Source organism: Microcoleus vaginatus HSN003, assembly GCF_022701255.1.
Taxonomy (GTDB): domain Bacteria; phylum Cyanobacteriota; class Cyanobacteriia; order Cyanobacteriales; family Microcoleaceae; genus Microcoleus; species Microcoleus vaginatus_B.
Map to the genome: position 1 here is coordinate 2,136,792 of NZ_CP031705.1, position 22,776 is coordinate 2,159,567.

General features: G+C 46.8%; 18 protein-coding genes and 1 pseudogene. 5 read left to right on the forward strand and 14 right to left on the reverse strand.

What is annotated here, in order from left to right; translation table 11 throughout:
* Positions 1 to 157 precede the first annotated feature (157 nt).
* Positions 158 to 775 carry a DUF8692 domain-containing protein gene (locus tag D0A37_RS09165; RefSeq protein WP_242723428.1) on the reverse strand — a complete coding sequence of 206 codons (618 nt, stop codon included), beginning with the start codon at positions 773 to 775 and terminating at the stop codon, positions 158 to 160.
* A gap of 116 nt (positions 776 to 891) precedes the next feature.
* On the opposite strand from D0A37_RS09165, the gene D0A37_RS09170 reads away from it, so the two are divergent.
* The 3 genes from D0A37_RS09170 to rimM all read left to right on the forward strand — a co-directional run bounded on the left by D0A37_RS09170 (position 892) and on the right by rimM (position 3,734).
* Positions 892 to 2,166 carry a molybdopterin molybdotransferase MoeA gene (locus D0A37_RS09170; RefSeq protein WP_242723430.1) on the forward strand — a complete coding sequence of 425 codons (1,275 nt, stop codon included), beginning with the start codon at positions 892 to 894 and terminating at the stop codon, positions 2,164 to 2,166.
* Positions 2,167 to 2,296: 130 nt separating this feature from the next.
* Positions 2,297 to 2,929, forward strand: coding sequence for a response regulator (locus D0A37_RS09175; protein ID WP_242723431.1), 633 nt, complete (start codon positions 2,297 to 2,299; stop codon positions 2,927 to 2,929).
* A 163-nt stretch (positions 2,930 to 3,092) separates the two neighbouring features.
* Entirely contained in the window at positions 3,093 to 3,734 is a 642-nt protein-coding gene (gene rimM, locus D0A37_RS09180) for a ribosome maturation factor RimM (RefSeq protein ID WP_242723433.1), read from the forward strand.
* A gap of 69 nt (positions 3,735 to 3,803) precedes the next feature.
* Here rimM and D0A37_RS09185 read toward each other — a convergent pair whose 3' ends face one another.
* The 10 genes and pseudogenes from D0A37_RS09185 to D0A37_RS09225 form a co-directional block, all read right to left on the reverse strand.
* Complete coding sequence (locus tag D0A37_RS09185; protein WP_242723434.1) at positions 3,804 to 4,262, reverse strand: phosphate-starvation-inducible PsiE family protein; 459 nt, start codon at positions 4,260 to 4,262, stop codon at positions 3,804 to 3,806.
* 360 nt (positions 4,263 to 4,622) lie between these two features.
* Positions 4,623 to 4,934 carry an RNA-binding regulator gene (gene rbp, locus D0A37_RS09190; protein WP_172190665.1) on the reverse strand — a complete coding sequence of 104 codons (312 nt, stop codon included), beginning with the start codon at positions 4,932 to 4,934 and terminating at the stop codon, positions 4,623 to 4,625.
* A gap of 16 nt (positions 4,935 to 4,950) precedes the next feature.
* On the reverse strand, positions 4,951 to 5,097 hold the full coding sequence (locus tag D0A37_RS09195) for a hypothetical protein (RefSeq protein WP_242723437.1): 147 nt from the start codon (positions 5,095 to 5,097) through the stop codon (positions 4,951 to 4,953).
* A gap of 470 nt (positions 5,098 to 5,567) precedes the next feature.
* Positions 5,568 to 7,775, reverse strand: coding sequence for a molybdopterin oxidoreductase family protein (locus tag D0A37_RS09200; protein ID WP_242723440.1), 2,208 nt, complete (start codon positions 7,773 to 7,775; stop codon positions 5,568 to 5,570).
* A gap of 379 nt (positions 7,776 to 8,154) precedes the next feature.
* Entirely contained in the window at positions 8,155 to 9,753 is a 1,599-nt protein-coding gene (locus tag D0A37_RS09205) for an ABC transporter ATP-binding protein (protein WP_242723442.1), read from the reverse strand.
* Positions 9,754 to 9,857: 104 nt separating this feature from the next.
* Positions 9,858 to 11,882, reverse strand: coding sequence for an ABC transporter ATP-binding/substrate-binding protein (locus tag D0A37_RS09210; RefSeq protein WP_242723443.1), 2,025 nt, complete (start codon positions 11,880 to 11,882; stop codon positions 9,858 to 9,860).
* A 144-nt stretch (positions 11,883 to 12,026) separates the two neighbouring features.
* Positions 12,027 to 12,896, reverse strand: a complete 870-nt coding sequence (ntrB, locus tag D0A37_RS09215; RefSeq protein WP_242723445.1) for a nitrate ABC transporter permease — start codon at positions 12,894 to 12,896, stop codon at positions 12,027 to 12,029.
* Positions 12,897 to 13,062: 166 nt separating this feature from the next.
* Positions 13,063 to 14,385, reverse strand: a complete 1,323-nt coding sequence (locus D0A37_RS09220) for a CmpA/NrtA family ABC transporter substrate-binding protein (protein ID WP_242723447.1) — start codon at positions 14,383 to 14,385, stop codon at positions 13,063 to 13,065.
* 91 nt (positions 14,386 to 14,476) lie between these two features.
* Complete coding sequence (locus tag D0A37_RS29410; RefSeq protein ID WP_445240199.1) at positions 14,477 to 14,806, reverse strand: 2Fe-2S iron-sulfur cluster-binding protein; 330 nt, start codon at positions 14,804 to 14,806, stop codon at positions 14,477 to 14,479.
* An 18-nt stretch (positions 14,807 to 14,824) separates the two neighbouring features.
* Positions 14,825 to 16,363 (reverse strand): annotated as a pseudogene (locus D0A37_RS09225) (ferredoxin--nitrite reductase); the annotation flags it as partial.
* 611 nt (positions 16,364 to 16,974) lie between these two features.
* On the opposite strand from D0A37_RS09225, the gene D0A37_RS09230 reads away from it, so the two are divergent.
* On the forward strand, positions 16,975 to 17,190 hold the full coding sequence (locus D0A37_RS09230) for a hypothetical protein (protein ID WP_242723451.1): 216 nt from the start codon (positions 16,975 to 16,977) through the stop codon (positions 17,188 to 17,190).
* 185 nt (positions 17,191 to 17,375) lie between these two features.
* Here D0A37_RS09230 and D0A37_RS09235 read toward each other — a convergent pair whose 3' ends face one another.
* A complete protein-coding gene (locus D0A37_RS09235) occupies positions 17,376 to 17,534 on the reverse strand; it encodes a hypothetical protein (RefSeq protein WP_242723453.1) in 159 nt (52 codons plus the stop codon).
* Between the two features lie 554 nt (positions 17,535 to 18,088).
* Here D0A37_RS09235 and D0A37_RS09240 point away from each other — a divergent pair.
* A complete protein-coding gene (locus D0A37_RS09240) occupies positions 18,089 to 18,976 on the forward strand; it encodes a PEP-CTERM sorting domain-containing protein (RefSeq protein ID WP_242723455.1) in 888 nt (295 codons plus the stop codon).
* 96 nt (positions 18,977 to 19,072) lie between these two features.
* Here the strand turns inward: D0A37_RS09240 and D0A37_RS09245 are convergent, their stop codons facing one another.
* Together D0A37_RS09245 and D0A37_RS09250 are read right to left on the reverse strand one after the other, a co-directional pair.
* Complete coding sequence (locus tag D0A37_RS09245; RefSeq protein ID WP_242723457.1) at positions 19,073 to 21,727, reverse strand: C39 family peptidase; 2,655 nt, start codon at positions 21,725 to 21,727, stop codon at positions 19,073 to 19,075.
* A 435-nt stretch (positions 21,728 to 22,162) separates the two neighbouring features.
* On the reverse strand, positions 22,163 to 22,603 hold the full coding sequence (locus tag D0A37_RS09250) for a peroxiredoxin (RefSeq protein WP_242723459.1): 441 nt from the start codon (positions 22,601 to 22,603) through the stop codon (positions 22,163 to 22,165).
* Positions 22,604 to 22,776 lie beyond the last annotated feature (173 nt).

Consider the following 22,776-nt stretch of genomic DNA (forward strand, 5'->3'; position numbering starts at 1 on the left):
AGTGCTTTGGAATTTTTATGGAATTTTTAACCCAGATAGTGTATATGAATGCCGAGCAAGGCAGAACGATGCAGATGCGGTAAATATTATTGAGGTACCCAGGGGATTTTAGGATATTTTTTGAGGCAATTGTGATAATGATATCACCTACTTATAACTAGCTATCAAGAGTTTTATAAAAAGCTTTTTGCAGTAAACACTTACAGACATACCAATAATAAAATGCAATGTTAATTTCGCTAAAGAGTTTAGGTACTCCCTCTAGTAAACTGGAGAACATCTTGTTTTTTAAATGCAGGGAATCCACGCCGATCGCAAAAAATAACAATCCCAAACCAGCTAACAATATTTGGTAGGGAGTAAACTGTAGTTCTCGCCGAAAAAACCATCCGTAGGAGGACAAAACAACGGCGTACAAAAGGCTTACTCCTAGCTTGGGAATGCCTAAGGCTATCATATATATATGAATTCTGTAACTGTGATTAAGCAGAAACCCACCTGTTAAAAGAGCGGAGAATAGAATAAATCGATTTTCTAAATTGCGCGGTTGAATACTTTGAGAGAGTCCATAGGTGAAAGTACAAACAATGACTGGTATAGAACATAAAATCTGGAAGGTCCGAGTTAGCAAGGCGACATTGGGATTGGGGGAAAAATAAGGGTGAAAGAATAAATCGCTGACTTTTAAGCCGGAAAGTTGAGTGAAAAGTATCAGCAGCACAACCAGAAATAAGGATAAACCATTTAGTCGAACAACAAAGCGAGAAATAGTCATAAGCAATTAACACCAAAAATTAGGTTTACTGCCCAAGTACAAAAAATTATATCACCAATATCTGTGGATATTTTGCTAAACTTAATCAGGAGTGTTATCAAAACAAGGAGACAGTCATGCTGTCAGTGAAAGAAGCAGAATCAATCGTTCTAAATTTGGCGCAACCCCTCGACAGTCAGCGGGATGTAGAAACTGTAGACTTGCTGGCAGCATCGGGGCGCATTTTGGCTGCCCCTGTAACTGGTTCCCTTGATTTTCCTTATTGGGACAATTCCGCAATGGATGGGTACGCGGTGCGGTTTGCGGATGTGGAAAACTGTAGCGCCGAAAAACCAGTGGTACTCGAAGTAGTTGAAGAAATTCCAGCCGGATATCAGCCTCAAAATACCGTCCAATCCGGGCAAGCAGCGCGAATTTTTACGGGGGCTATGATGCCAGCGGGTGCTGATACGGTGGTAATGCAGGAAGAAACAAGGCGTGAGGGCGATCGCATTTTTATCTTAGTTTCTCCTGAAAAACCGCAAGCATTTGTGAGGCATAAAGGCACTTTTTATCAAGCAGGAACACCTTTGCTAACTCCCGGTACAGTTATCAACGCCCCAGAAATAGCGGTGTTAGCAACTGCCCAGTGCATTCCAGTTCCCGTTTATCGGCGGCTGCGGGTGGCAATTTTTTCTACGGGTGACGAATTGGTATCGCCTGACGAACCTTTGGCACCGGGGAGACTGGTAGACTCGAATCAGTATGCTTTGACAGTTTTGTTGGCCCAAATGGGATTTGAACCGATTCGATTGGGCATTGTTCCTGATAATGAAGATGCCTTAAATAAGGCGATATCCGGGGCTGTTGCGACGGCGGATGTGGTGCTTTCTACGGGGGGTGTCTCGGTAGGAGACTACGATTATGTCGAGAAAATTTTGGCAGATTTGGGAGGAAAAGTTCACATTAGTTCTGTGGCGATTAAGCCGGGGAAACCTTTAACGGTGGCTGAGTTTAAACGAGGTGAAAAGAATGATGATTCTCCGAGTTTGAGTTCGGATTGTCTCTATTTTGGTTTGCCGGGAAATCCGGTTTCGGCTTTAGTCTGCTGTTGGCGGTTTGTTGTGCCTGCTTTGAGAAAAATTTCTGGGCTTGGCGCGGATGCTTGGGGGCCGGAGTTTGTCAAAGCTAGGTGTAATGCTGAATTGCGATCGCCTGGCCGACGCGAAACTTATGTTTGGGGTAAACTACATTTAGTTGCGGGAGTGTGGGAATTTGAACCTGCTAGTGGCAGCCAAAATTCAGCGAATTTAATTAACCTCGCCAATACAAGTGGTTTAGCAGTTTTGCCACCAGTGGAAACCGGGATTTTACCAGGCGAATTGGTGGAGGTTTTAAAAGTTAGTCATTAGTTAGTTGTTATGGGTTATTTGTTATTGGTTCGGTAGAAGTTCCGGTAAAATATTAACAACTAAGTAATCTTCCTTCTTCCTTCTTCCTTCTTCCTTCTTCCTTCTTCCTTCTTCCTTCTTCCTTCGTATTATGAGAATTCTAATTGTTGAAGATGACCCGATGATGCAACTGGGATTAGAGCAAGTTTTAGCCGATTCCCCAGAAATAGAAATAGTAGGACAAGCAGAAGACGGGTATTTAGGCGTAGCAGCCGCACTGAAACTCAAACCTGATATTATTGTGATGGATATCGGTTTGCCGCGGCTGGACGGCATAGCAGCGACGCAGCAAATTAAAGCACAACTGCCAGAAGTTCGAGTAGTAATGTTAACTTCTCACACGGCAGAAACTGAAATTATTGCTGCCCTTTCTAGTGGTGCTGATGCTTATTGTATTAAAGGTGCTTCCGTAGATAGGCTGTTAGCAGCGATTGCAGCCGCAGCAGAGGGGGCTACATATCTTGACCCTCAAATTGCCCGGACTGTCATCGAACACCTCAAACCCCCGATAGCTGCCTCTACAACTACTTTTGGTCAGTTGTCGCAGCGGGAATTGGAGGTGTTAAAATTAATGGTGGAAGGTAACAGCAATCCCGAAATTGCAGCGGCGCTTTACTTGAGTCCAAATACGATTAAAACTCATGTTCGCGGTATTATGAATAAGTTGGCAGTGGATGACCGCGTGCAAGCAGCAGTTGTAGCGCTGAGAACGGGATTGGTGTAAAGAAGTAAGAGGGAAGAAGGAAGGGGGAAGAAGGAAGAGGGAAGAAAGAACAAACATAATTCAACGTTTTTTAGTTTCCACTTCTCAATTGCAAATTCCAAATTCCAAATTCCAAATTTCAAATTTCGCTGATTAATTACGAGCAATTAGAGTGATATAATCTATGTCTGAGTGGATAGAAATCGGTAAAATTGTAGCAGCTCAAGGTTTGGACGGGGAAGTGCGAGTCTATCCCGATTCGGATTTCCCAGAAAGATTTATCGAACCCGGGAAGCGGTGGATTTTGCGCCCTAACAAAAGTGAACCGGAACCGATCGAGTTTTTGGGTGGTCGCTACATTCCGGGGAAAGGGCTGTATGCTGTAGAGGTAGAGGGTGTCGAAGACCGCGATAGCGCTGAGGCGCTGCGGGGCTGTAAGTTGCTTGTTGAAAAGACCGATCGACCTTACCTCGAATCTGATGAGTTTTATGTCCAAGATTTGATCGGTATGGAAGTTTTTAACCAGTTAACCGGGGAAATTTTAGGCAAGGTAAGTGATATTATTCCCGCAGGTAACGACCTTTTAGAAGTAGAAACGAATCTAACGCCGCCGGAAACTGTCGCCCCAGAATTAGAAAAGCCAAAACAGCCGGAAACTCCCCAAGCAAACGCTGACCCTAGAAATACCCGCAAACCACGGAAAATTCGCGTTAAAGAGCCTAAATCCACCAAAATATTGATTCCTTTTGTGGAAGAGATTGTGCCAGTTGTGGACTTAGAAAAAGGCAGAATTGAAATTGTGCCCCCTCCTGGTTTATTGGAATAATATCATGTCCGGTCGAGCGACCGGATATGATATTAGTTATTAAAAATTCCCAAGTCCCAATCCCCGATATTACTCATTTCCTTTATTTGTGTACCGCACTATCAAGTAACTGATGGAAAGGGCGAAAATGGCACTCGCCAAACCAATCAAGTCTGCTGCTGTTTTTTTTTCCAGGTCAAGAATGATGATTTTTCTAGATACTGCTATCAAAGAAGTTACAATAACTAGCTCTACTTGAATTACGTGCTTTTTCAGATAAGCTGTAATATTTTCCAAGATTTCCAGAGCAATTAAAACATTTAAAAATAACCCAAATATCACAAACAACGTGTCTTTTAACAAATTATCAGTGTGGTTTACCAATTCTTTTGCTAAAAAAATCAGCAAATCGCAAACGCTGAGGATAATTACCCAAATCATCGCCAGTGATAAAATTTTCGATATTACTACTTCTACACTTTCTGTAAAATGCAGAAAATTTTCATCATTGCTTAACTTCGCAATTTGCCTAAATATTTTTTTCAGCATACCAGTGATTTAGTCATCATTGTTGATGATTCTGTCATTTTTCGGTACACTTTGCAAGCGCAAAACTTTGCGAGTTCATGGTTTCACGGCGGCAACCGGTTGCTGGGGAAGGAGGCTCTCTCGGCCTGTTATATTTTATAGTTTTTCGTGTCAGCTAGGAATCGATCGCACGCGATCGAACTCCTGATTAATAATTTTTGCCATAAAAAAGCCTCAAACTATTGTCTAGCAATATTTTGAGGATTTTAAGGCGCGGTACGACCACTGAACTAACTATCTATTCTCAACAGAGAATGATTGTTGACTCCCAGCTTGGTCCGACGCCATATAAAAGATAGCTAAAAATTTAGCTCGGGTGGTTTAGTAGCGACGAGAATTGCCACCGCGATCGTTGTTACCCCAGTTACCGCTGTTAGAAGAACCACGTTCTTCACGGGGTTTCGCCTTATTGACCTTGAGGTCGCGACCCATCCACTCAGCACCGTCAAGAGCCTCAATGGCTGCGGTTTCTTCGGCTTCAGTAGACATTTCTACAAAAGCGAATCCACGCATCCGGCCTGTTTCCCGGTCAGCAGGCAACTGAATGCGCTTTACTGTTCCGTACTCTCCAAAAGTTTGGCTGAGGTGCTCCTGCGTTACTTCGTAGGATAAATTGCCGACATAGATTGACATTGAACATTCTCCAGAATCAGAGGGTGTAGAGATTTAAATCCGGAGGAACGCCGATCGAACGAACTGTACTGCCGAAAATAAAGCCTTGTAAAAACATCATAGCACCTATAGGTGCAAACTGCAATTGTCTGACTCGATTAATTAAAAAGAAGGCAGAAAGCATTCGCCAGAAGACATTCTCCCCAGTATAAACCCCCAATCAAGAAGGAACAACTCAGAATACATAAATTTACATAAATTTAATTTTCCTTATTCCCGGGCTCTGCCGGGGAAACGCAGTTTTTAGGCTGCGTAATGCCCTAACGATGTTAGGTTTTAGATCTGGGATTTGAGATTTAAGATTTATGTGTAGGGTCTGTCCGGGTTCAAAATTGCTTAATCGAGAGAGGTTGTTACCCCAAAAAACGGATACCAGCCCCGGACTCGTGTGGGGAAGAGTGCAAAATTTTAGACTCTTGTTCAAGAACCAGATTCATGTGTGGAGTAAATCTCCAAGAGTTCGACTGAGCGCGATTGACGGAGCGCTCGCCGAACGTATCGCCGAACGTCCACCACGTTCCTCCCCATGTCTATCGCCCGAGGCTTCCGGCTCGTTCTGCGGTGATTTGTAACATCCCGTAGTTGGACGGCAGCTCAAGAAGTGACGGCGAGGGTGGATTTGGCCCAATTAAATTCCCCAACTTCTGCGGCAACTTCTGCGGCAACTTCTGGGACAACTTCCGCTGCAGTTTCTGCCCCAACCAGGACTAACTGCACCGCACAAGCTTTTAACTCAGGCTGTTTGGAATCTGGACAGCTTGCAGCATGAGTCATGGCATTGGCTTCAGCACCTTCAGCCCACAGAGAACCCCAGTGCATGGGTACAAATAGCGTACCTGGGGCGATCGCCTTTGTGACTTTTGCTGGAAACTGCGCCTTGCCGCGGCGCGATCGAACTTCCAGCAAATCACCCTCCTTAATCTGCAATTTGGCAGCATCGCGGGGGTGAATTTCCAAAAACGGATCGGGGTGCAATTGATTAATTTTTTCTGTTCTACCCGTCCGCGTCATCGTGTGCCAGTGTCCGTAAACTCTCCCTGTCGTCAACACAAACGGATAATTCGGATCGGGAGGTTCTGCCAGTCCCCGGGAGTGATAGGCCGAAAATCTCGCCCGCCCATCAGGAGTGTGAAAACGCCTGTCAGTATACAGCCGTTTCGCTTCGTTCGCTGGATGCACAGGCTCGTTTTCCCGGCAAGGCCACTGCTGCGGCCCTTCTTGGCGGATGTATTCGTGGCTGAGGCCGGTCATGTCGCAAGGCTGACCCCGCGTCAACTGCGCGTACTCTTTAAAAACCTCCGCACTGTTCTCGAAAGCAAAGTGTTCAGCAAAACCCAACCGCCGTCCCACCTCGGCGAAAATGCTCCAGTCGTCGCGGGCTTCCCCGGAGGGAGTGTCGAAACCGGGACAAAACGTAACGCGGCGTTCGGAATTCGTCATTACTCCTGTTTTTTCGCTCCACTGCGTTGCCGGCAGCAGGATGTGAGCGTAGGCGGAGGTTTCAGTGGGATAGTAAGCTTCTTGATAAATAGTAAAGGGCGATCGCAGCAAAGCGGCTTTAGTGCGTTCCAAATCCGGCATACTAACTACCGGATTAGTAGCTGCAATCCACAGCAACTCGACTTCGCCAGTTTCCAAACCGGTGATCATATCCCAAGCTGTGCGGCCCGGATTCGGGGAAATACTTCCCGGTGCGATTCCCCAAAACTCCTCGACTTGGGTTCTGTGTTCAGCATTTTTCACAAAACGGTAGCCTGGGAGCAAGTGAGACAGTCCTCCAGCTTCCCGCCCTCCCATGGCGTTTGGCTGCCCGGTGAGGGAAAACGGGCCACTTCCCGGTTTGCCGATTTGACCTGTCATCAAGTGCAAATTAATCAGCGATCGCACCTTTGCCGTGCCTTCCGACGACTGATTCATGCCCATCGACCACAGAGACAAAACGCGCTGCGACTGTTCCCAGTAGTTTGCCGCCGTTTCTAACTCGCTGACAGTAATGCCGCAGCGCGAAGCTACAAACTCCGGCGTGTAGCTGCTAATAACCTCAGCAAAAGCTGAAAAATTCTCCGTGCATTCTTGAATAAACTCAGAATCTATTGCTTGCCTGCCTAACAGCAAATATGCAATTCCGTTAAGCAAATCTATATCCGTACCTGGTTTAATTGCTAAGTGCAAATCCGCCGCTTCAGCAGTCGGAGTTCGCCTTGGATCTACCACAATCATCTTGACATTGGGATGCTTTTTGTGGTATTTTGCTAATCGATTAAATACGATCGGATGGCATTCCGCTGTATTGCTGCCAATAATAAAAGCGCAATCTGTTAATTCTAAATCGTCGTAACAGCAAGGCGGCCCGTCCGAGCCAAAGCTTTGAACGTATCCAGAGACTGCTGAAGACATACACAAGCGAGAATTAGCATCAAAATTATTAGTACCCAGACAACCTTTCATTAGTTTCTGGGCAATATAATAATCTTCTGTAGCGAATTGACCCGAACCGTAAACGCACAAAGAATCGGGGCCCCGGGTGCTGCGAATTGTTTGGATGCGGTTAACAATTGCATCGAGAGCTTCGTCCCAGCTAGCGCGGCGGAAAGGTTGGTCGAGAGTATCTCGCATCATCGGATACAGTAGCCGATCGCTCCGAATCGACTCTGCTACGGTTGCTCCCTTAATACAAACCATGCCCTGACTCGATGGGTGATTGCGATCGCCCCGCACTTTCCAACTTTGTTTTTTGTCTGGAACAACTTCTAGACCGCAACCTACACCGCAATAAGGACAAAGAGTTTTTATAGTTTCCATCTGGTGATTTTAGATGCTAATTTTTTAAAGCTAATGGGTAATTGGTAATTCGTTATTATAGTAGGAACTGATTGCTCCTGCAAATAACGTTTTAATAATTACTAAGTTACCGCAAAAATGCTTTACAGATACGGACAATACCCTGATTTTTAATTAACCGCTATCTTACTCTAACTCCCTAGCTATCTGGATTGTAGCCAGTGGAGCGCTGCTCCTAAATCTTCCTCTAACAGAGGGAATCAAAAGCTAATTTTTGTCACCCCCAAGGATGGGGGGGGCTAGGAGGAATATTTGCCGGATTCAAACAGCGGGTCTATACTACTTATGACTTGGTTGTTGATACCACAACCTGAGATTTAGTGCGGGAGTATTATGTCGCCTACTTCTCTGTTTTAACTTCTAATACGCCGCCGTTGCTGGGGCTAAAAGTTACTTGGAATTCAGCAGTTTTTTCAGCGCCTGCTGCGGCACCTGCAGGAGTTTGCAAAACCGGCAGAGGAGTTTCTTTGACGAAATCTTTAGCTGCTTTATTTGTGGGATCGAACTGTAGGATATCGCCGTTTTGTTTGACTTTGACCCGATAAGTCAAGCTTTCGGTAAATGTGGGAGTTGTTCTCCATTTTTGGTCGATTTGTGCATACAACTGCTTTCCGATCGCATCGAGTTCGGCTTGGTCAGAAATCTCTGATGTGGCAGTGGTGGCTGCAATGGGTGCAGGACTTGCAGCAGCGAGGGGCGCAGGACTTGCAGCAGCAGCGATGGGTGCAGGGCTAGCATTCGGTGCGATCGAACTTGCTGCGATTTGCGGGCTGGGGGGAGAACTCACAATCGCCGCGGCAGTCGGCGCCTGCGGTGCAGTTTCTGCTAGTTTCGGTTCCTTTAGCTGGGTGGAAACAACAGACATATTGACGGCAGCTAAAGTAGCCATTGCTGCCAACCACCAGACTGCCAGGAGGCCACGTTTGATCGGCGAGGCTTCTGGGGGCTCGGCAGTATGATGCACAAAACGTGCAGGTGCGATCGGCCTATCAGCAACCGCAGGCTTTTTGCTAGCAGGTAATGGCATCGGTAGTGGGACGGCTTCTGTCTCCGAGTCCGTTGCTTCACCTTCTTCGTGGTGCGCGTAGCGAGAAAACAGGAACTCCAAAGCAAAGTTGCGAAGTTCGTAGTATTTCGGGTCTTCCATAATCCGCGCCCGGTTGCGGGGACGGCTAAAGGGAACGTGCATATCTTCGCCGATGGAAGCAGCAGGCCCGTTGGTCATCATCACGATGCGATCGGCCAAAAACAAAGCCTCATCAATATCGTGAGTAATCATAATGACGGTAATTTTTTCCTTCCGCCAAATTTTCAGCAATTCTTCCTGCAACTCTTCCCGGGTAATCGGGTCTAGAGCTCCGAAAGGTTCGTCCAAAATCAACAGTTTGGGGCGAGTTGCCAGAGCTCTGGCGATCGCCACCCGCTGTTTCATCCCCCCGGACAATTGGCCTGGTCTTTTGTTACAAGCTTCGGTGAGCCCCACTAATTCCAAGTGTTCCTTGACGATCGTATTGTGTTCGTCTGCGGACTTTTCCGGGTAAACATTTTCAACGCCCAGGTGAATGTTTTCAGTAGCAGTCAGCCACGGTAGCAGCGAGTAGTTTTGAAACACCACCATGCGATCGGGGCCTGGTTCAGTAATCTGCGAACCTTCCAGGGCTACTTCTCCGTTTGTCGGCCCGTTGAATCCCGCAATCATATTCAGCAAAGTTGATTTGCCGCAGCCCGAGTGACCAATCAAACAAATAAATTCGCCTTCATTAATAGTCAGGTTTACACCGTCGAGAACGACGTAAGGGCCTTTAGGGGTTTCGTAGACTTTCGATACGTCTTTAATAGTAAGAAAGTCTTGCTTGGAGGTTTGAATTTTGGTTGTTTGGGGAGTTTTTAGAGTTTGCATATTTTCAGGATTTGGATTTTGGGTTGAAGAATTAAACATGACAACTTTGGAGTGAGAATTTGAAATTACGGACTTAGGAAGGGGGAAATATGGAGTCTTGTTTCCTGATTTCTTGCTCCTCATTCCCTCTTCCTATTTGCTGGTTATGCTAGCAGTTTGATGGAACACTGACTGCCTATTTGTTCAATTAATATTTCTTCAATGCGGACGGCGCGCTTGATTTTGACATTCTGAAGATACTGGATCGGGTCGTCTAGATTAAACACAGTGCCGTCAAATAGCTCGATCGTCCGGCGATCTCTGGCAATATCCGGCAAACCCAATTCGCGCACTGCTTGACCAAAAACATCGGGCCGCAAAACTCGATCGACCACTTCCACCCAGTTTTTCGGGAACGGGATCAGTCCCCAGCGAGCCATCTGCGCCATCACCCACACCATTTCTAGGCGGTCTGGAAAATTGGTTTTGTCAACATAGAACTGGTTGAAGTGGTAGAGCATTTCTGGTTCTGCCTCCGTACCGGTGTTGTACGGATCGATGAACCCTGGACGGATGTCTTTGGGATCGGCGCCGATGTATTGTTCTTGGCTAATCAATCCTAGGACTTCTTCACGGTTGCGGCGATCGTCGCAGTAGTCGCAGGCTTCCAAAAGCGCTTTGACGAGGGCGAGGTGGGTTTGAGGATATTTCTGAGCCCAATCTTCGGTAACACCGAGAACTTTTTCGATGTGTCCGGGCAGAATATCGAGGGAACGGGCCATGACAAAACCCGTACCACTGTTGACTGCGTGGGAGTTCCAGGGGTCGCCTGAGCAATAGCCGTCAATGTTGCCTGCTTTTAAATTCGATACCATCTGCGGGGGCGGAATCACGGTCAAGCCCACGTCGAGGTCGGGGTCAATGCCGCCGGCGGCCAGCCAGTAGCGGAACAGCAGATTGTGCATGGAGGCGGAGTGTACCATGCCCAAGGTGTGAGCTTTATCGGGACTCTTGGCGATCGCAGCTTTGAAATCCCCTAATGTCCGAATGCCTTGTTTGTAAAGGTCTTGGCTGAAAACAATTGAATTGCCGTTGCGGGACAGCGTGAGGGCGCTACAGACGGGTACAGGGGCTTGACCGTCCATGCCCAATAGCATGGCGATCGGCATTCCTGCGACCATTTGTGCCGCGTCCAGCCGTCCTTCGGCGACTCCTTGGGCGATCGCTTTCCAGCCCGGTTCACGGCTGAGAGTAACTTCTTCCAAGCCGTGGGCTTTGAAAAATCCTTTTTCTTTAGCTACTACTAAGGGGGCGCAGTCGGTGAGGGGAATAAAGCCGATGTCGAGGTTGATTTTTTCCAGGCCGTTGCGGGCGATGACAGGCGGTTGTTGTTTGGCGCGGCGCTGTTTGACCCGCTTTTGCTGGTTGAGGAAGTAAACCATTTCGTTACGCAGTGCGTAGTAACTCGGATGGTTGACAACTTCCATGCGTTTGCGGGGGCGGGGAATGTTCACTTCGAGGATTTGCCCGATTTGCGCTTCCGGGCCGTTGGTGAGCATCACAATGCGATCGCTCAGTAATAAAGCCTCATCCACGTCGTGAGTTACCATCACGCTGGTGACTTTACTTTCTTCGCAAATTTTCATCAACTGGTCTTGCAAACCGCCGCGAGTTAAAGCATCGAGAGCTCCGAAGGGTTCGTCTAGCAGCAGCAATTTCGGGCGAATCGCCAGGGCGCGGGCGATCGCAACTCTTTGTTTCATCCCCCCAGAAATTTCGCCTGGGCGTTTGTCGGCGGCGTGTCCGAGTCCGACCAATTTAATGTGGTGTTCGATCACCAACTCGCGATCTTCTTGAGAGTTACCGCTGTAAATTTCATTTACTGCTAGGGCGATATTTTCGCGCACCGTCAGCCAAGGTAGCAGCGAGTAATTTTGAAACACCACCATTCTGTCTGGGCCTGGATCGCGGACTTCGCGTCCTTCTAAAGTAATCCCGCCCTGACTTGCTTTGTCGAGGCCGGCGATGATATTTAGCAGCGTAGATTTGCCGCAGCCCGAGTGCCCAATTAAGGTGATGAATTCTCCTTTTTTAATTTTCAGTTCGATATTTTTAAGAGCGATGTATTGCTCTCCATTGGGCAAGTTAAATACGCGGTCAACGTGGTCTACTTCAACAAATACTGACATGGCTATTTTAGGTTAGTTTGTAATTTGTAGATTAAGTCAATGTAGGGTGCGCCTGCACCTTACCCTGTTCGCGCTCCGGGTGCGCCGGGCCGCGCACCTTACCTTGTGTTAGTCAACAGTCAACTATTAACTGTTAACCCAATCCTATTTCTGTTCTTCGGGAACAACTTTGGAAGCGATGAAACCAACGATTCTGTCTAAAATCAAACCGACGACTCCTACATAAAGCACTGCTATAATCACTGCACTGAGTCGAGAACTGTTGTAAGCGTCCCAGATGAAGAAGCCGATGCCGACGCCGCCGACTAACATTTCCGCAGCTACGATCGCCAGCCAAGACAAACCGATCCCAATTCTCAAGCCAGTGAAGATGTAAGGAACAGAAGAGGGAAGCAGGATTTTCCAGAAGTATTTTTGGTTAGGGAGACGTAAGACGCGGGCGACGTTTCTGTAGTCTTGGGGTATTTGTTGAACGCCTACTGTGGTGTTAATTAGAATCGGCCAGATTGCGGTAATTAAGATTACGAAGAGTGCAGAAACTTCGTTAGCTTTCATCCCCATGCCTTCAAAGGGATTGAACTGTTGAAATACGGCCAGGGCGATCGGCAGCCAAGCCAGGGGCGGGATAGTTCTGAATACTTGAAACAGCGGGTCTAAAGCATCGAACATTAGGGAGTTTGTGCCGATCAGGATTCCTAAACTGATGCCGAGAACTGTTGCCAAAGTAAAGCCGATCGCCACCCGCTGCAAGCTAGCCAAAATTTGCCAGAACAAGCCTTTGTCTGTACCGCCGTTGTCGAAGAAAGGATTGATAATCAGATTCCAGCTTTCTTGGACAGTTTTGATGGGCCCCGGCAAGCTGGACTCTGGACTGTTGCAGAGGATTTGCCAGATTATCAGCAGAACTGTAATTGCTACCAGCGGGCGGATGATTTTTCGGCGGTTTCTTTGAACCTGATCCAGAACGAAATTTACTGGATTTTTGCTTTTAGTAACAGCGATGTTTGTTGCCATTTTTCTTTTTGCAGTATTGTGAATAATCGATTATTTGTAGATACTTTGAACAGAGTTCAGCAGGTTTGGCCCCTGGAACGCACCCTGCGTTTCACTCGGCCCAACACCGTCAATTTTAGGTATTTGTCAAGTGTCAACAGTCAACTGTCAACACTCAACCAACTAATTATGCTTTTTTGATTGCCAGACTCTTCAGATATTCTTCTGGTTTTTCTGGGTCAAACTTCACACCGTCAAAGAAGGTTTCGACACCGCGAGAAGTGGTAGTAGGAATTTGGGCGGCGGGGACGCCAAGTGTTGTCGCTGCTGCTTTCCAAATATCTTCGCGGTTAACTTTATCAACCGTGGCTTTGATGTCGGTAGTTGCCGGGATATAACCCCAGCGAATATTTTCAGCTAAGAACCAAGCATCGTGACTCTTGTAGGGATAAGAAGCATTATCAGCCCAGAATTTCATCGCCACAGGGCTGGCGGCTTCAATGCGGCCGGTACCGTAGTCAATTTGAGCTTTAGAGCGATTGATAATATCTGCGAATGGAACTTTTAACCACCTATCTTGAGAGATGATTTGGCACATTTCATCGTGATTTTCTGGCTTGTCGCACCACTGCTGGGCTTCCAGTACGGCCATTGTAATTGCTTTTGCAGCTTTGGGGTTTTTGTCAACCCAATCTCCTCTTAAACCTAAAGCTTTTTCAGGATGATCTTTCCACATTTCTCCAGTTACTAAGGCGGTGTATCCTACCTTTTGAGTAACTAGCTGAGCATTCCAAGGTTCGCCTACGCAAAAGGCTTCCATGCTGCCAGATTTCATGTTCGCTACCATTTGGGGCGGGGGTATGGGAATCACGGAAACATCTGTATCTGGATTAATACCGCCGGCTGCTAGCCAGTAGCGTATCCACAAGTCGTGGGTGCCGCCGGGAAAGGTCATCGCAATAGGAACGTTTTGATTACCAAAAGCTGCTTTCAGAGGTGCGCTGTCTGTACCTACTTTTAAATCTAGGTATTTTTTGCTGAGAGAAATTGCCTGACCGTTAGTATTTAACCGGGCGAGAATGTACATCGGCACTGGCTGATTACCTTTGGTAATAGTGCCTAATGCCATTTGGTAAGGCATCGGGGATAAAATGTGGGCGCCGTCAATGCCGCCTTTTTCGGAACCGAGTTCTAAGTTGTCGCGAGTAACTGGCCAAGATGCTTGTTTGGTAACTTGTACGTCTTTCATGCCGTACTTGGCAAATAACCCTTTTTCTTGGGCGATGATTAAGGGTGCTGCGTCGGTGAGGGCGATGAATCCGAGTTTGGCTGCGGTAACTTCTGGGGCGTCGGCAGGGTTGATGTTGACGGCGGGGGTGGCGCTGGGTGATGCGCCACCGGGAGTGGCGTTAGATGTGGTGGGACCGGAACTGCAACCGTGGGCTAGGAGGGTGCCGGCTGCTGTTGCTCCAGCCGTGATGATGAATTTTCTTCTAGAAAGGTTGCTCATTTGTCTTGAATTGTTGTTGTACTTTGAGATCGTGGAAATGTGAGATGTGAGATTGATTCGCGACCTTCGCATCGCATCTCACATTATGAGATTAGGCGTCGATCGTCACTTTGCCGATCGCCCGCGCGCTGCAAGTTAAAATGAACCCTGATTCTAAGCCGGCGGCCGCTTCGGGGTGGCTGTCGTAGGCGGCAATATTACCTTCTAGGAGTTTCTGCTTGCAAGTGCCACAAACTCCCTTTCGGCAATCGCTGTCAAGTTCGACCCCGGCTCGTTCGGCAACGTCGAGAATGTACTCATCTTCGCTGCAAGCAACTTCTTTGCCCGATCGAGCGAAAATGACAGTAGATGTCTGAGGTTTGGGTGCCTGGGCTGCCTTTTCGCCCTCCTCAACCGTCAATTCCAGTTGCCGGTGCAGCACAGCTACATCCCCTGTAATCTCTTTGGGAACTGCCCCAAACTGCTCGACTAACAATTGATGCAGCAGCGGTTTGAGGTCTTCGCAAGGAATGCCTTTTTGGACGCAAGCACCCAAATGAGCATCTTTGCCAACTGTGCCTCCCATGTAAATGTCTACACCTTCGAGGGTTTTGCCATTCTTGCGAACTTTTGTTCCCATCAAACCGATGTCTGCTACTTGGGGTTGACCGCAGGAATTGGGGCAACCCGTCCAGTGAATTCTCACAGGTTTGGGAAGTGAAAGTTCGACATCGAGTTCCTCAATCATGGCCACGGCGCGACTTTTGGTTTCGATGAGGGCGAAGTTGCAAAACTTGGCGCCGGTGCAGGAAACCAAGGCTCGCATCAGCGGTGCAGGCTCGATGGAAAAACGCTCCAACAGCGGTTCTTTGACCAGCGATTCAATCCGCGAGTCGGGAACGTTGGGAATAATCACGTTTTCTTCCACAGTGAGCCTGAGCTCGCCGCTGCCGTAAACCTCGGCGATTCTGGCCAAATCGAACAAATCCGATGCCTGCAGCCGTCCTACTGGAACGTGCAGCCCTACATAGTTGAGCCCTGATTGTTTTTGGGGGTAGATGCCGATGTGGTCGCGTTTGTCCCAGGTGATTTCATCTTTGGGTGCAGCGGCGGGCAAAGTGCGACCTAATTCTTGTTCGACTTCGGCTCGGAATTGTTCGATTCCGAGTTCGTCAATCAGCCACATCAGCCGCGATTTCTGGCGGTTTGCTCTCGGGCCTTGATCGCGAAACACAGTTAAAATTGCTTTGCACAAATCTACAACGTCGCTGGGACTTGCCCATGCGTTGAGAGGAATTGCAGCTTCGCAGCGTTTGGCGGAGAAGAAGCCGCCGACTAAAACGTTAAAGCCGATGTTGCCGTCTTTGTAAGCGGGTACGAAGGCGATGTCGTTGATTTCTGCGTGGACTGAGTTGTCGCGGCAGCCTGCGATCGCAATATTAAACTTTCTCGGCAAATTTGAAAACGCGGGGTTGCCTTCGCCGCTGTTCGTAATCATGTCTTGGACTTGGTTCGCCAGTTCCCGCGTATCAATCAGTTCGTCGGCGTCCAGGCCCGCGACTGGGGAACCCGTGATGTTGCGTACATTGTCCATGCCAGACTGGATGCTGGTCATGCCCGCTTCTTTGAGGCGGCGGAAGATGTCGGGTACATCTTCGATGCGAATTCCGCGCAATTGCAGGTTTTGTCTGGTGGTGATGTCGGCGCTGCCGTCGTCGCCGTAGCGTTGCACGATTTCTGCTAGCGTTCTGGTTTGATTGCTAGTAATGATGCCGTTGGGCAAGCGCAGCCGCATCATGAATTTGCCGGGAGTTACTGGCCGAAAGAAGATGCCGAGCCATTTGAGGCGGTGCTCGCGATCTGTTTCGTTCATGGCTTCCCAGCCGATGGCGGCGAAGTGGTCGAGTTCGGCTTTTAATGCTAACCCATCTTTTTCGGCTTTAAGTTTTTCAAACTTGTTCAGGCTCGCTTGGGCTTTGGGTTCTACTGTTTGGGTCATCGGTTTACCCTCGCTGCTGGCTTGTGTGGGGAGGTATTGACTTGGAGCATAAAGTGTGTGTTTCCTGCTAACCTTAGTGACTGTATGGATTTAATACTGTATATTTAGTTACTAGATCGAATTTCTTTTAAGCATGGTTGGTCTTCTGTAAACTTGAGCTTGACTGGGCACTGGCTCGAACGTCGCCAAACTATTTATGGTTATAGTTGCTACCGATGATTGGTCGATCGCTGCGTTTCGATGCACCTTGGTTATGAGCTAATGTAAAGCCCACGATTGTAAATATTCGTAGCTATTTTTACAAAATATTGAGTTTTATGAATATTTCGCATCGACCTGATGCGTTTTATACATGGAAAATGGGTAAAGACACCCCCAAAACCGAAAAATCTCTCTAAATCTTTAGATTTAGGAGGGGAGAGGGGGAAATTGGAATATCTAAGATTAATTTTGTGAGTGCGATCGCAGACTTAAAACCAGATCGTCACAACATTAGAGCGGTCGCTGTCACACAGTTTGCCTCAAAACATCACGTTATGTGCTATGCCAGCGTCACTATTAATTTTCGGAGAACGAGAGATGATATAAGCATCGAATTCAGGGAACGTCTCATGCTTTTTGTTCAACTTATCCCCGGCGCTATTTCCGAAATGCTTGCTTCTGTTACGGATACGGGTTGTTTGACTTTAGCCGATCGCTACGGCTTGATGGCCGCTGTTTTGGACGACTCTCTCGACGATGAATACAGACATTCGATCAACCGCCTGCTGCGTTCTGTGATTAAGGGAAGAGTCAAGATAGTCAACGAACTGTCGGCGATATATTAACAGCATTTAAAAATTTGATTGATTTATGCAGCGGTGCAAGTGCAGAAATCACCGCCCGAGTTAGAAGGAACCCACGATGCCTACAGCGGATGTAGGGCCGGAAGTTTCTTGGGTGTTATAAAAACGTGCGATCGCTCTTGCCGTATGATTTTTTTTGATTATCCAATTCTCGCTTTGTGCGACACTTACAGAAAAAGTGCTGATTCACTGTTGTGACGCTCAATTGAGAGCCTGTTGGGTTGAACGCTTATGGTAAAATTAGTAAAATTGTTGTGCGCGATCGGCATTTTAGGAGTTTGAGGAATGAAGTCATCCCCAGCAACGTAATTATAATTATTAGACATCTCCAGAAAACCCTGTCTTGAATAGGCAGGATGCCTGTTCCACAATAATTATTGGAGAGGTCTATTGAACAGGGATGGAGATGACAGGCAAGTTATGAAAATTATTAATCAAACAATCGAAATATTAACAGAATCAGGCATCGGCAGCTATAAAATCATGCACCCAATTGCCAAAAATCATTGGTAACTGATAAAAAATCAATTAAGTAAATCGACCGGAAACACAATAATATCTTGTAAGGGCCCGTCAAGCCTGGACATTGACTCGCAGACAGTTTATGACTGGACTCAACCGCCTAAACCCCGTAGTCAGTGTATTTTCACCTATACAAGACTTATGTAGCCATACTTTATACTGTGCCTGCATAAATCCTGTGTTTAGTTACTGCCATTGGTTAGTTTTTTTAACCAACATAGTTGATATAATGCGATCGCCCGACCAAATTTTTAGCAATATTTTAATATTTTCAGGCGAAATATATGATTGACTGAAAATTAGAAACAGTCGAGCGAACAGACAGGATGCTTTAACACTCATTCTCAGGGAGCATTTTATGAAATCCATTGCTAAAAACAGCATCCACTGGACTTACTCAGTGGCTATTTTCTGTGCCCTTTTCGCAATACAGCAACAAAAAGCTACAGCAGCAACGCTATCTAACGGCTGGAATTATGCGATCGATTCCTTCAACGACGGCGTGACAGGGCCCCAAATCGGCGGTGGGGAATTTGAATTTTACGGCCTCGCCATCAAAGAAACATCAGATACAGCTTTCATCGCCATCAACTCCAATCTAAGTTTAGCAGGCTCTGCCGACCCACTAGCTCAAAGAGGCAACATCAACTACGGCGATTTATTCTTCAATTTTTCCGGTCAAAACTTCAATACAGCTAACGCAAACGGCAGCTTGTTTGGTATCCGCTTTGCTGCGGGAAATGACTCAGGCGTGGCGACAACAGGCGTTTACAGAAATGTTACCGCTAAAAGCGTTAGCCAAACTAACTCTGGCTTTAGCAATTTAAATCAATTCAATACGGTAGTGGCATCTCAAGGCGGAACCCCATCAATGGGCGATTTAGCTGCCACAGACCCCTATTTTCAACAAACAGGAAACTCTACTATTCTCAACTCAATAGCTACGGGTACAAAAGTAGGAGAAATCAATTTTTTAACACCAGCGACTTTGAGCGTCCTCGGTCTTAATTTCGCTCAGTTTAATGCAGTAGGTTCTCAAACAATTGGATTCAGTTTCAATAAATCCTCAATGCCTTCGGGGAACTATATTGCTAACTTTTTTGCCGAGTGCGCTAACGATGCGATCGCCATTCAGGGATCGTTGGAGGCTGTACCCGAACCTTCTACTTGGTTCGGTACTTTAGTAGGATTGAGCTTTTTAGGTATTGGCGCAGCAAAACGCAAAATTAAGCGCAAGACTTCCTAAGTTAGGTAGGGTGTGCATTAAGTACCTTACGAATAGCTGTTATGCACACCTTACTAATAGGCGTAGTGCCTCACAAATTGCACACCGTAGAGTGGATTATGGATAGATAAAATGCGCCCAAACATTCCCATCTGGCCCAGCCACTTGATTGACGTAACTGTAGGGATACATCAACTTTCTTCCCTCAGTATCGCTGTAACCAGTGAGTGCATCTCCCCAAGGATCTTGCACTATATAACCTTGAGAATTGTAGCCAATTACAGTAAGAATGTGACCAGCCGCAGTAAAATCTCCTGCTAAAACTACTGGCCGCCGATTTAGCAATTCCGATCGCACCTCGGCCCATTTGCGAGTCGTACTAAAACTCGTCTTAAACCCGTAAGCCTGAATCAGCGCCGAAAGCACACTGTGATCCGTTTGAGAACCCTGGCCGGCATAGTCGAAACACCACTGCAACAACTCATCCTCCAACTGTCCGCCCCACTCCGAACGAAGGCCGTAATAATAAAGCACCATGGCGATCGAAGTTACGTTGCAAGTAGACCAGTCAAAACGCGGATTGTCCCGCTGCGAAAAATACGGCACGTTCAATTCCACATTGTTCGGAACCGGATCGAAAATTTTATTTCCGCGCTTGAACTGAACAAAACTAGGAAAAACATAACCTGTATTGCCAAAATTCGGCAGTTCTTCAGTCAGGGAAACTTTCAGGTGAGATCCTTCCGCACCGTAGCTGTTGACGCCGTAAACTCGACCTAAAGCCAGCGTAGTTTTCTCGGCACTGCTCAGGCTGGCAGCATCTACAGGTCGTTTTTTAAACACAGTTGCTTGCAGGATTGTCATCGTCAAAGCACTGGGATCATAGGCAACTTCTTTGCCGTCTTTTTTAATTTGAACGTGCTGCCAATAAATAAATCCGATATTGCCGAAACCGGGAATAGGTTCGGCGAGAGTTACTCGGAAATGCCCCAAAATGCAGGCATAACCAGTGATGGCATAGGTGCTGCCTAAAGTTATTTGAGCAACTTGATTTGCAGGCAGTTTAGAGGAATCTTCTGGTTGACCTTTAATCTGAGTTGTTTGAGTTACCAACAGTTGAGCGCTGACGTTGCTATTCGGTACGTCTGCTAGGTCAAATCTTAGGATTCTATCACCTTTGGCAAGCTGAACATCGGGTTCATAAAAATAGCCAAAACTGCCGATCGGCAAAATTTCTGAATCCAGCACCACCTTGAGATGCCCGTCAATAAATCCGTACTTGCTAACCGCGAAAGTCTGGCCTGCATTGACAAGAACTTTTTGCTGATTGTCGAGCCGGGTAGAATCAACCGGAGCTACCTTAAACAAACTGTCAGAAACTATCTTTAAGGTCAAACCTTTTCCCACAGTTAGCGGATCGGAACTTACGGTAATGTAAATTATTTGGCTGCCAGTAACGTTGCCTTTGCTGTCAGTGGCTCGCAACCTGAGCCACCGAGCTCCCGCTATGCTAAATCCTTTAGACAAATTAACTTGCCAAGTGCTGGTCTCTTGGTTTAGCGTGACGGTTAGGGGCAATGTATCCTCAGCTATCACCTCAATTTTTGCTGCTTGTTGCCTGTCAAAAGTACCCCGAAGGACGATCGGCTGATTTACTAAAACTTCTGACGGCCCTTGATAACTTAAATTCACTGCGGGATTAAAAGATTTGCCACCGCGACTGAATTGCACAAAATCGGGATAAATGAAACCCGTATTACCAAATTGCGGCAAATTCTCGGTCAGAGAGACTTTCATGTGGCTTTGTTCGATCGAGAATCCGGCAATTCCGTAAATCATTCCTGCCGGCAAGGTAATTTTTTCTTGGGGTGGCAGGCTAGCGGCATTTATCGGCCGCTTTTTAAATACAGTCGTTTTGATGATTGTCATCGTAACTGCATTTCTATCATACTCAATTCCCCGGCCGTCTCGCAAAATTTGGACGTGCTGCCAGTACAGAAACCCCGAAGTTCCTAAGTTAGGAACTGCCTGAGCAAAAGCGACTCGGAAATGGTTTTCCACGCAAGCGTAGCCGAGAATATTAAAAGTTTCTCCGGGGTTAAATTGTAATTTCTGAGTTGATCCTAAAGTAGCAGAATCTGTCGGGTTGAGCTTTAACCAGGTCTTTTTGATAACCCACAGTAACTGCATTCCAGGTGGCGGGGCCGGCAACTCGGCGCGATCGAATATGAGAATTTTTGCGCCTTTGGTTATGAGGACGTGTTTTTCGTAGAAAAAGCCCGAGGTTCCCACCGGAGGAATTGGATTATTTAGTTGAACATTCAGGTGACCGTCTTCTAACTCGTAGTCCCTAATTTGATAAGTTTTACCTGCTGGTATATCCGCTTTTTGCAGGTTGTTGAGATTGCTTGCGGGCAGTGTTCCGACTTTGAATTTGGTATCTGTGAGAGTAATTAACGTGAAGAATTGAGCGGGTGACTGAGAAGCAGGATTAACTTTGATGTTAATTGTTTGTTGGCCGATAACTTTGCCGGTTTTATCAGTTGCCCTCACTTGCAGTGTGCGAGTTCCTGCGCTATCGAATCCTTTTTCTAAACTGATGTTCCAAAAGCCTCTAGAGAGATTGATCCCCACATTCAGCGCATTTGAGCCTTCTGCTGCTGAAATCGCTGCCACTCGATTTTTGTCAAAACTGCCAACTAAGACAGTGGCTCTATTGGCCTCAATTTCTCGCGGGCCTAAGTAACTCAAAATAATGTTGTTGATTGTCATTATATATCCCTCTACCTACTTAGTTATTCAGCTAAAGCAAGGATAACTTCTGATTTTATCAAACACAATGACCCGAACCAGGAAAAAATCGCCCCTAGATTTAGCCTACGAGCGGTTAATGCCTTTTCCAGTATAAGTTTTTAATTATTGGCGGGAGTTGCGCCACAAATCTAACTTTAGACGTACCATAAGCACCTTAACTGAATATATGCCTGGTTGAGCGGATGTGTGGTGCAAGTTTTGAGGGAAGGAATTTAGTGCGAGTAGGTTGCTTCCCCCCTGTACCCTTGACCCCTCACTTGCTGAGTCAGGACTTACGAAAAAAACCCGGTTTCTACGAGAATATTGCCTATAGCAACGAGGCATCTAGGAAGAAACCGGGTTTTTAGCCGTTTGGTGCGTCCAGGAATGTTAGTGCGATCGGCTAAAATTCGACTAAACTATGGTTACAAGAATATCTTGAGCGTGAGTGTCAACTTTCATGGTTTCCCCTTCATAAACCTGAATAATTTTGCCGGTGCCGTCGATGACGAAAGTAACGCGCTTGGCATAATCGCCTTTCTCGACATCGTAAGCTTTGGTAATCGTGCCATCAACATCTGCTAATAGCTGGAAAGGCAAACCGTATTTTTCTGTGAACTTTTGGTGCGATTCCTCGTTGTCTCGGCTGACACCGAGAATTACAAGATCTTTGCCCTTGTATTCTTCATAAGCTGCTTTGAAGCTTTGGGCTTGTCTTGTGCAGCCGGGGGTGTCATCTTTAGGGTAGAAATACAAGATGACGGTTTTACCGGCGAATTGGGACAGCGAGACGGTGTTGCCGTTTGTGTCTTTGGCGGTAAACTGAGGGGCGGCGCACCCAACTGGTAATGTCATAGTTTTGTTTCCCTTGGGATTTATAAATGTATTTTAATTGATTTTGGGCTTGGGCGATCGAAAAAGGTATCGGCGATTGAAATCGCTTTTCTCGATCGGGAACTCGAATATGCTACGCTCGTTATTCGAGTTCCAGTTCAAGCAATCACCTTGACTCAAGTCCATTGGCGACG

Bases quoted from the DNA above. Each gene is read 5' to 3' on its own strand.
- D0A37_RS09195 (WP_242723437.1), bottom strand. From the start codon at position 5,097: ATGCTTTCTGCCTTCTTTTTAATTAATCGAGTCAGACAATTGCAGTTT.
- D0A37_RS09205 (WP_242723442.1), bottom strand. From the start codon at position 9,753: ATGTTTAATTCTTCAACCCAAAATCCAAATCCTGAAAATATGCAAACT.
- D0A37_RS09165 (WP_242723428.1), bottom strand. From the start codon at position 775: ATGACTATTTCTCGCTTTGTTGTTCGACTAAATGGTTTATCCTTATTT.
- D0A37_RS09175 (WP_242723431.1), top strand. From the start codon at position 2,297: ATGAGAATTCTAATTGTTGAAGATGACCCGATGATGCAACTGGGATTA.
- ntrB (WP_242723445.1), bottom strand. From the start codon at position 12,896: ATGGCAACAAACATCGCTGTTACTAAAAGCAAAAATCCAGTAAATTTC.
- D0A37_RS09210 (WP_242723443.1), bottom strand. From the start codon at position 11,882: ATGTCAGTATTTGTTGAAGTAGACCACGTTGACCGCGTATTTAACTTG.
- D0A37_RS09230 (WP_242723451.1), top strand. From the start codon at position 16,975: ATGCTTTTTGTTCAACTTATCCCCGGCGCTATTTCCGAAATGCTTGCT.
- D0A37_RS09250 (WP_242723459.1), bottom strand. From the start codon at position 22,603: ATGACATTACCAGTTGGGTGCGCCGCCCCTCAGTTTACCGCCAAAGAC.
- D0A37_RS09220 (WP_242723447.1), bottom strand. From the start codon at position 14,385: ATGAGCAACCTTTCTAGAAGAAAATTCATCATCACGGCTGGAGCAACA.
- D0A37_RS09245 (WP_242723457.1), bottom strand. From the start codon at position 21,727: ATGACAATCAACAACATTATTTTGAGTTACTTAGGCCCGCGAGAAATT.
- D0A37_RS09185 (WP_242723434.1), bottom strand. From the start codon at position 4,262: ATGCTGAAAAAAATATTTAGGCAAATTGCGAAGTTAAGCAATGATGAA.
- D0A37_RS09240 (WP_242723455.1), top strand. From the start codon at position 18,089: ATGAAATCCATTGCTAAAAACAGCATCCACTGGACTTACTCAGTGGCT.
- D0A37_RS09170 (WP_242723430.1), top strand. From the start codon at position 892: ATGCTGTCAGTGAAAGAAGCAGAATCAATCGTTCTAAATTTGGCGCAA.
- rbp (WP_172190665.1), bottom strand. From the start codon at position 4,934: ATGTCAATCTATGTCGGCAATTTATCCTACGAAGTAACGCAGGAGCAC.
- D0A37_RS09200 (WP_242723440.1), bottom strand. From the start codon at position 7,775: ATGGAAACTATAAAAACTCTTTGTCCTTATTGCGGTGTAGGTTGCGGT.
- rimM (WP_242723433.1), top strand. From the start codon at position 3,093: ATGTCTGAGTGGATAGAAATCGGTAAAATTGTAGCAGCTCAAGGTTTG.
- D0A37_RS09235 (WP_242723453.1), bottom strand. From the start codon at position 17,534: ATGTCTAATAATTATAATTACGTTGCTGGGGATGACTTCATTCCTCAA.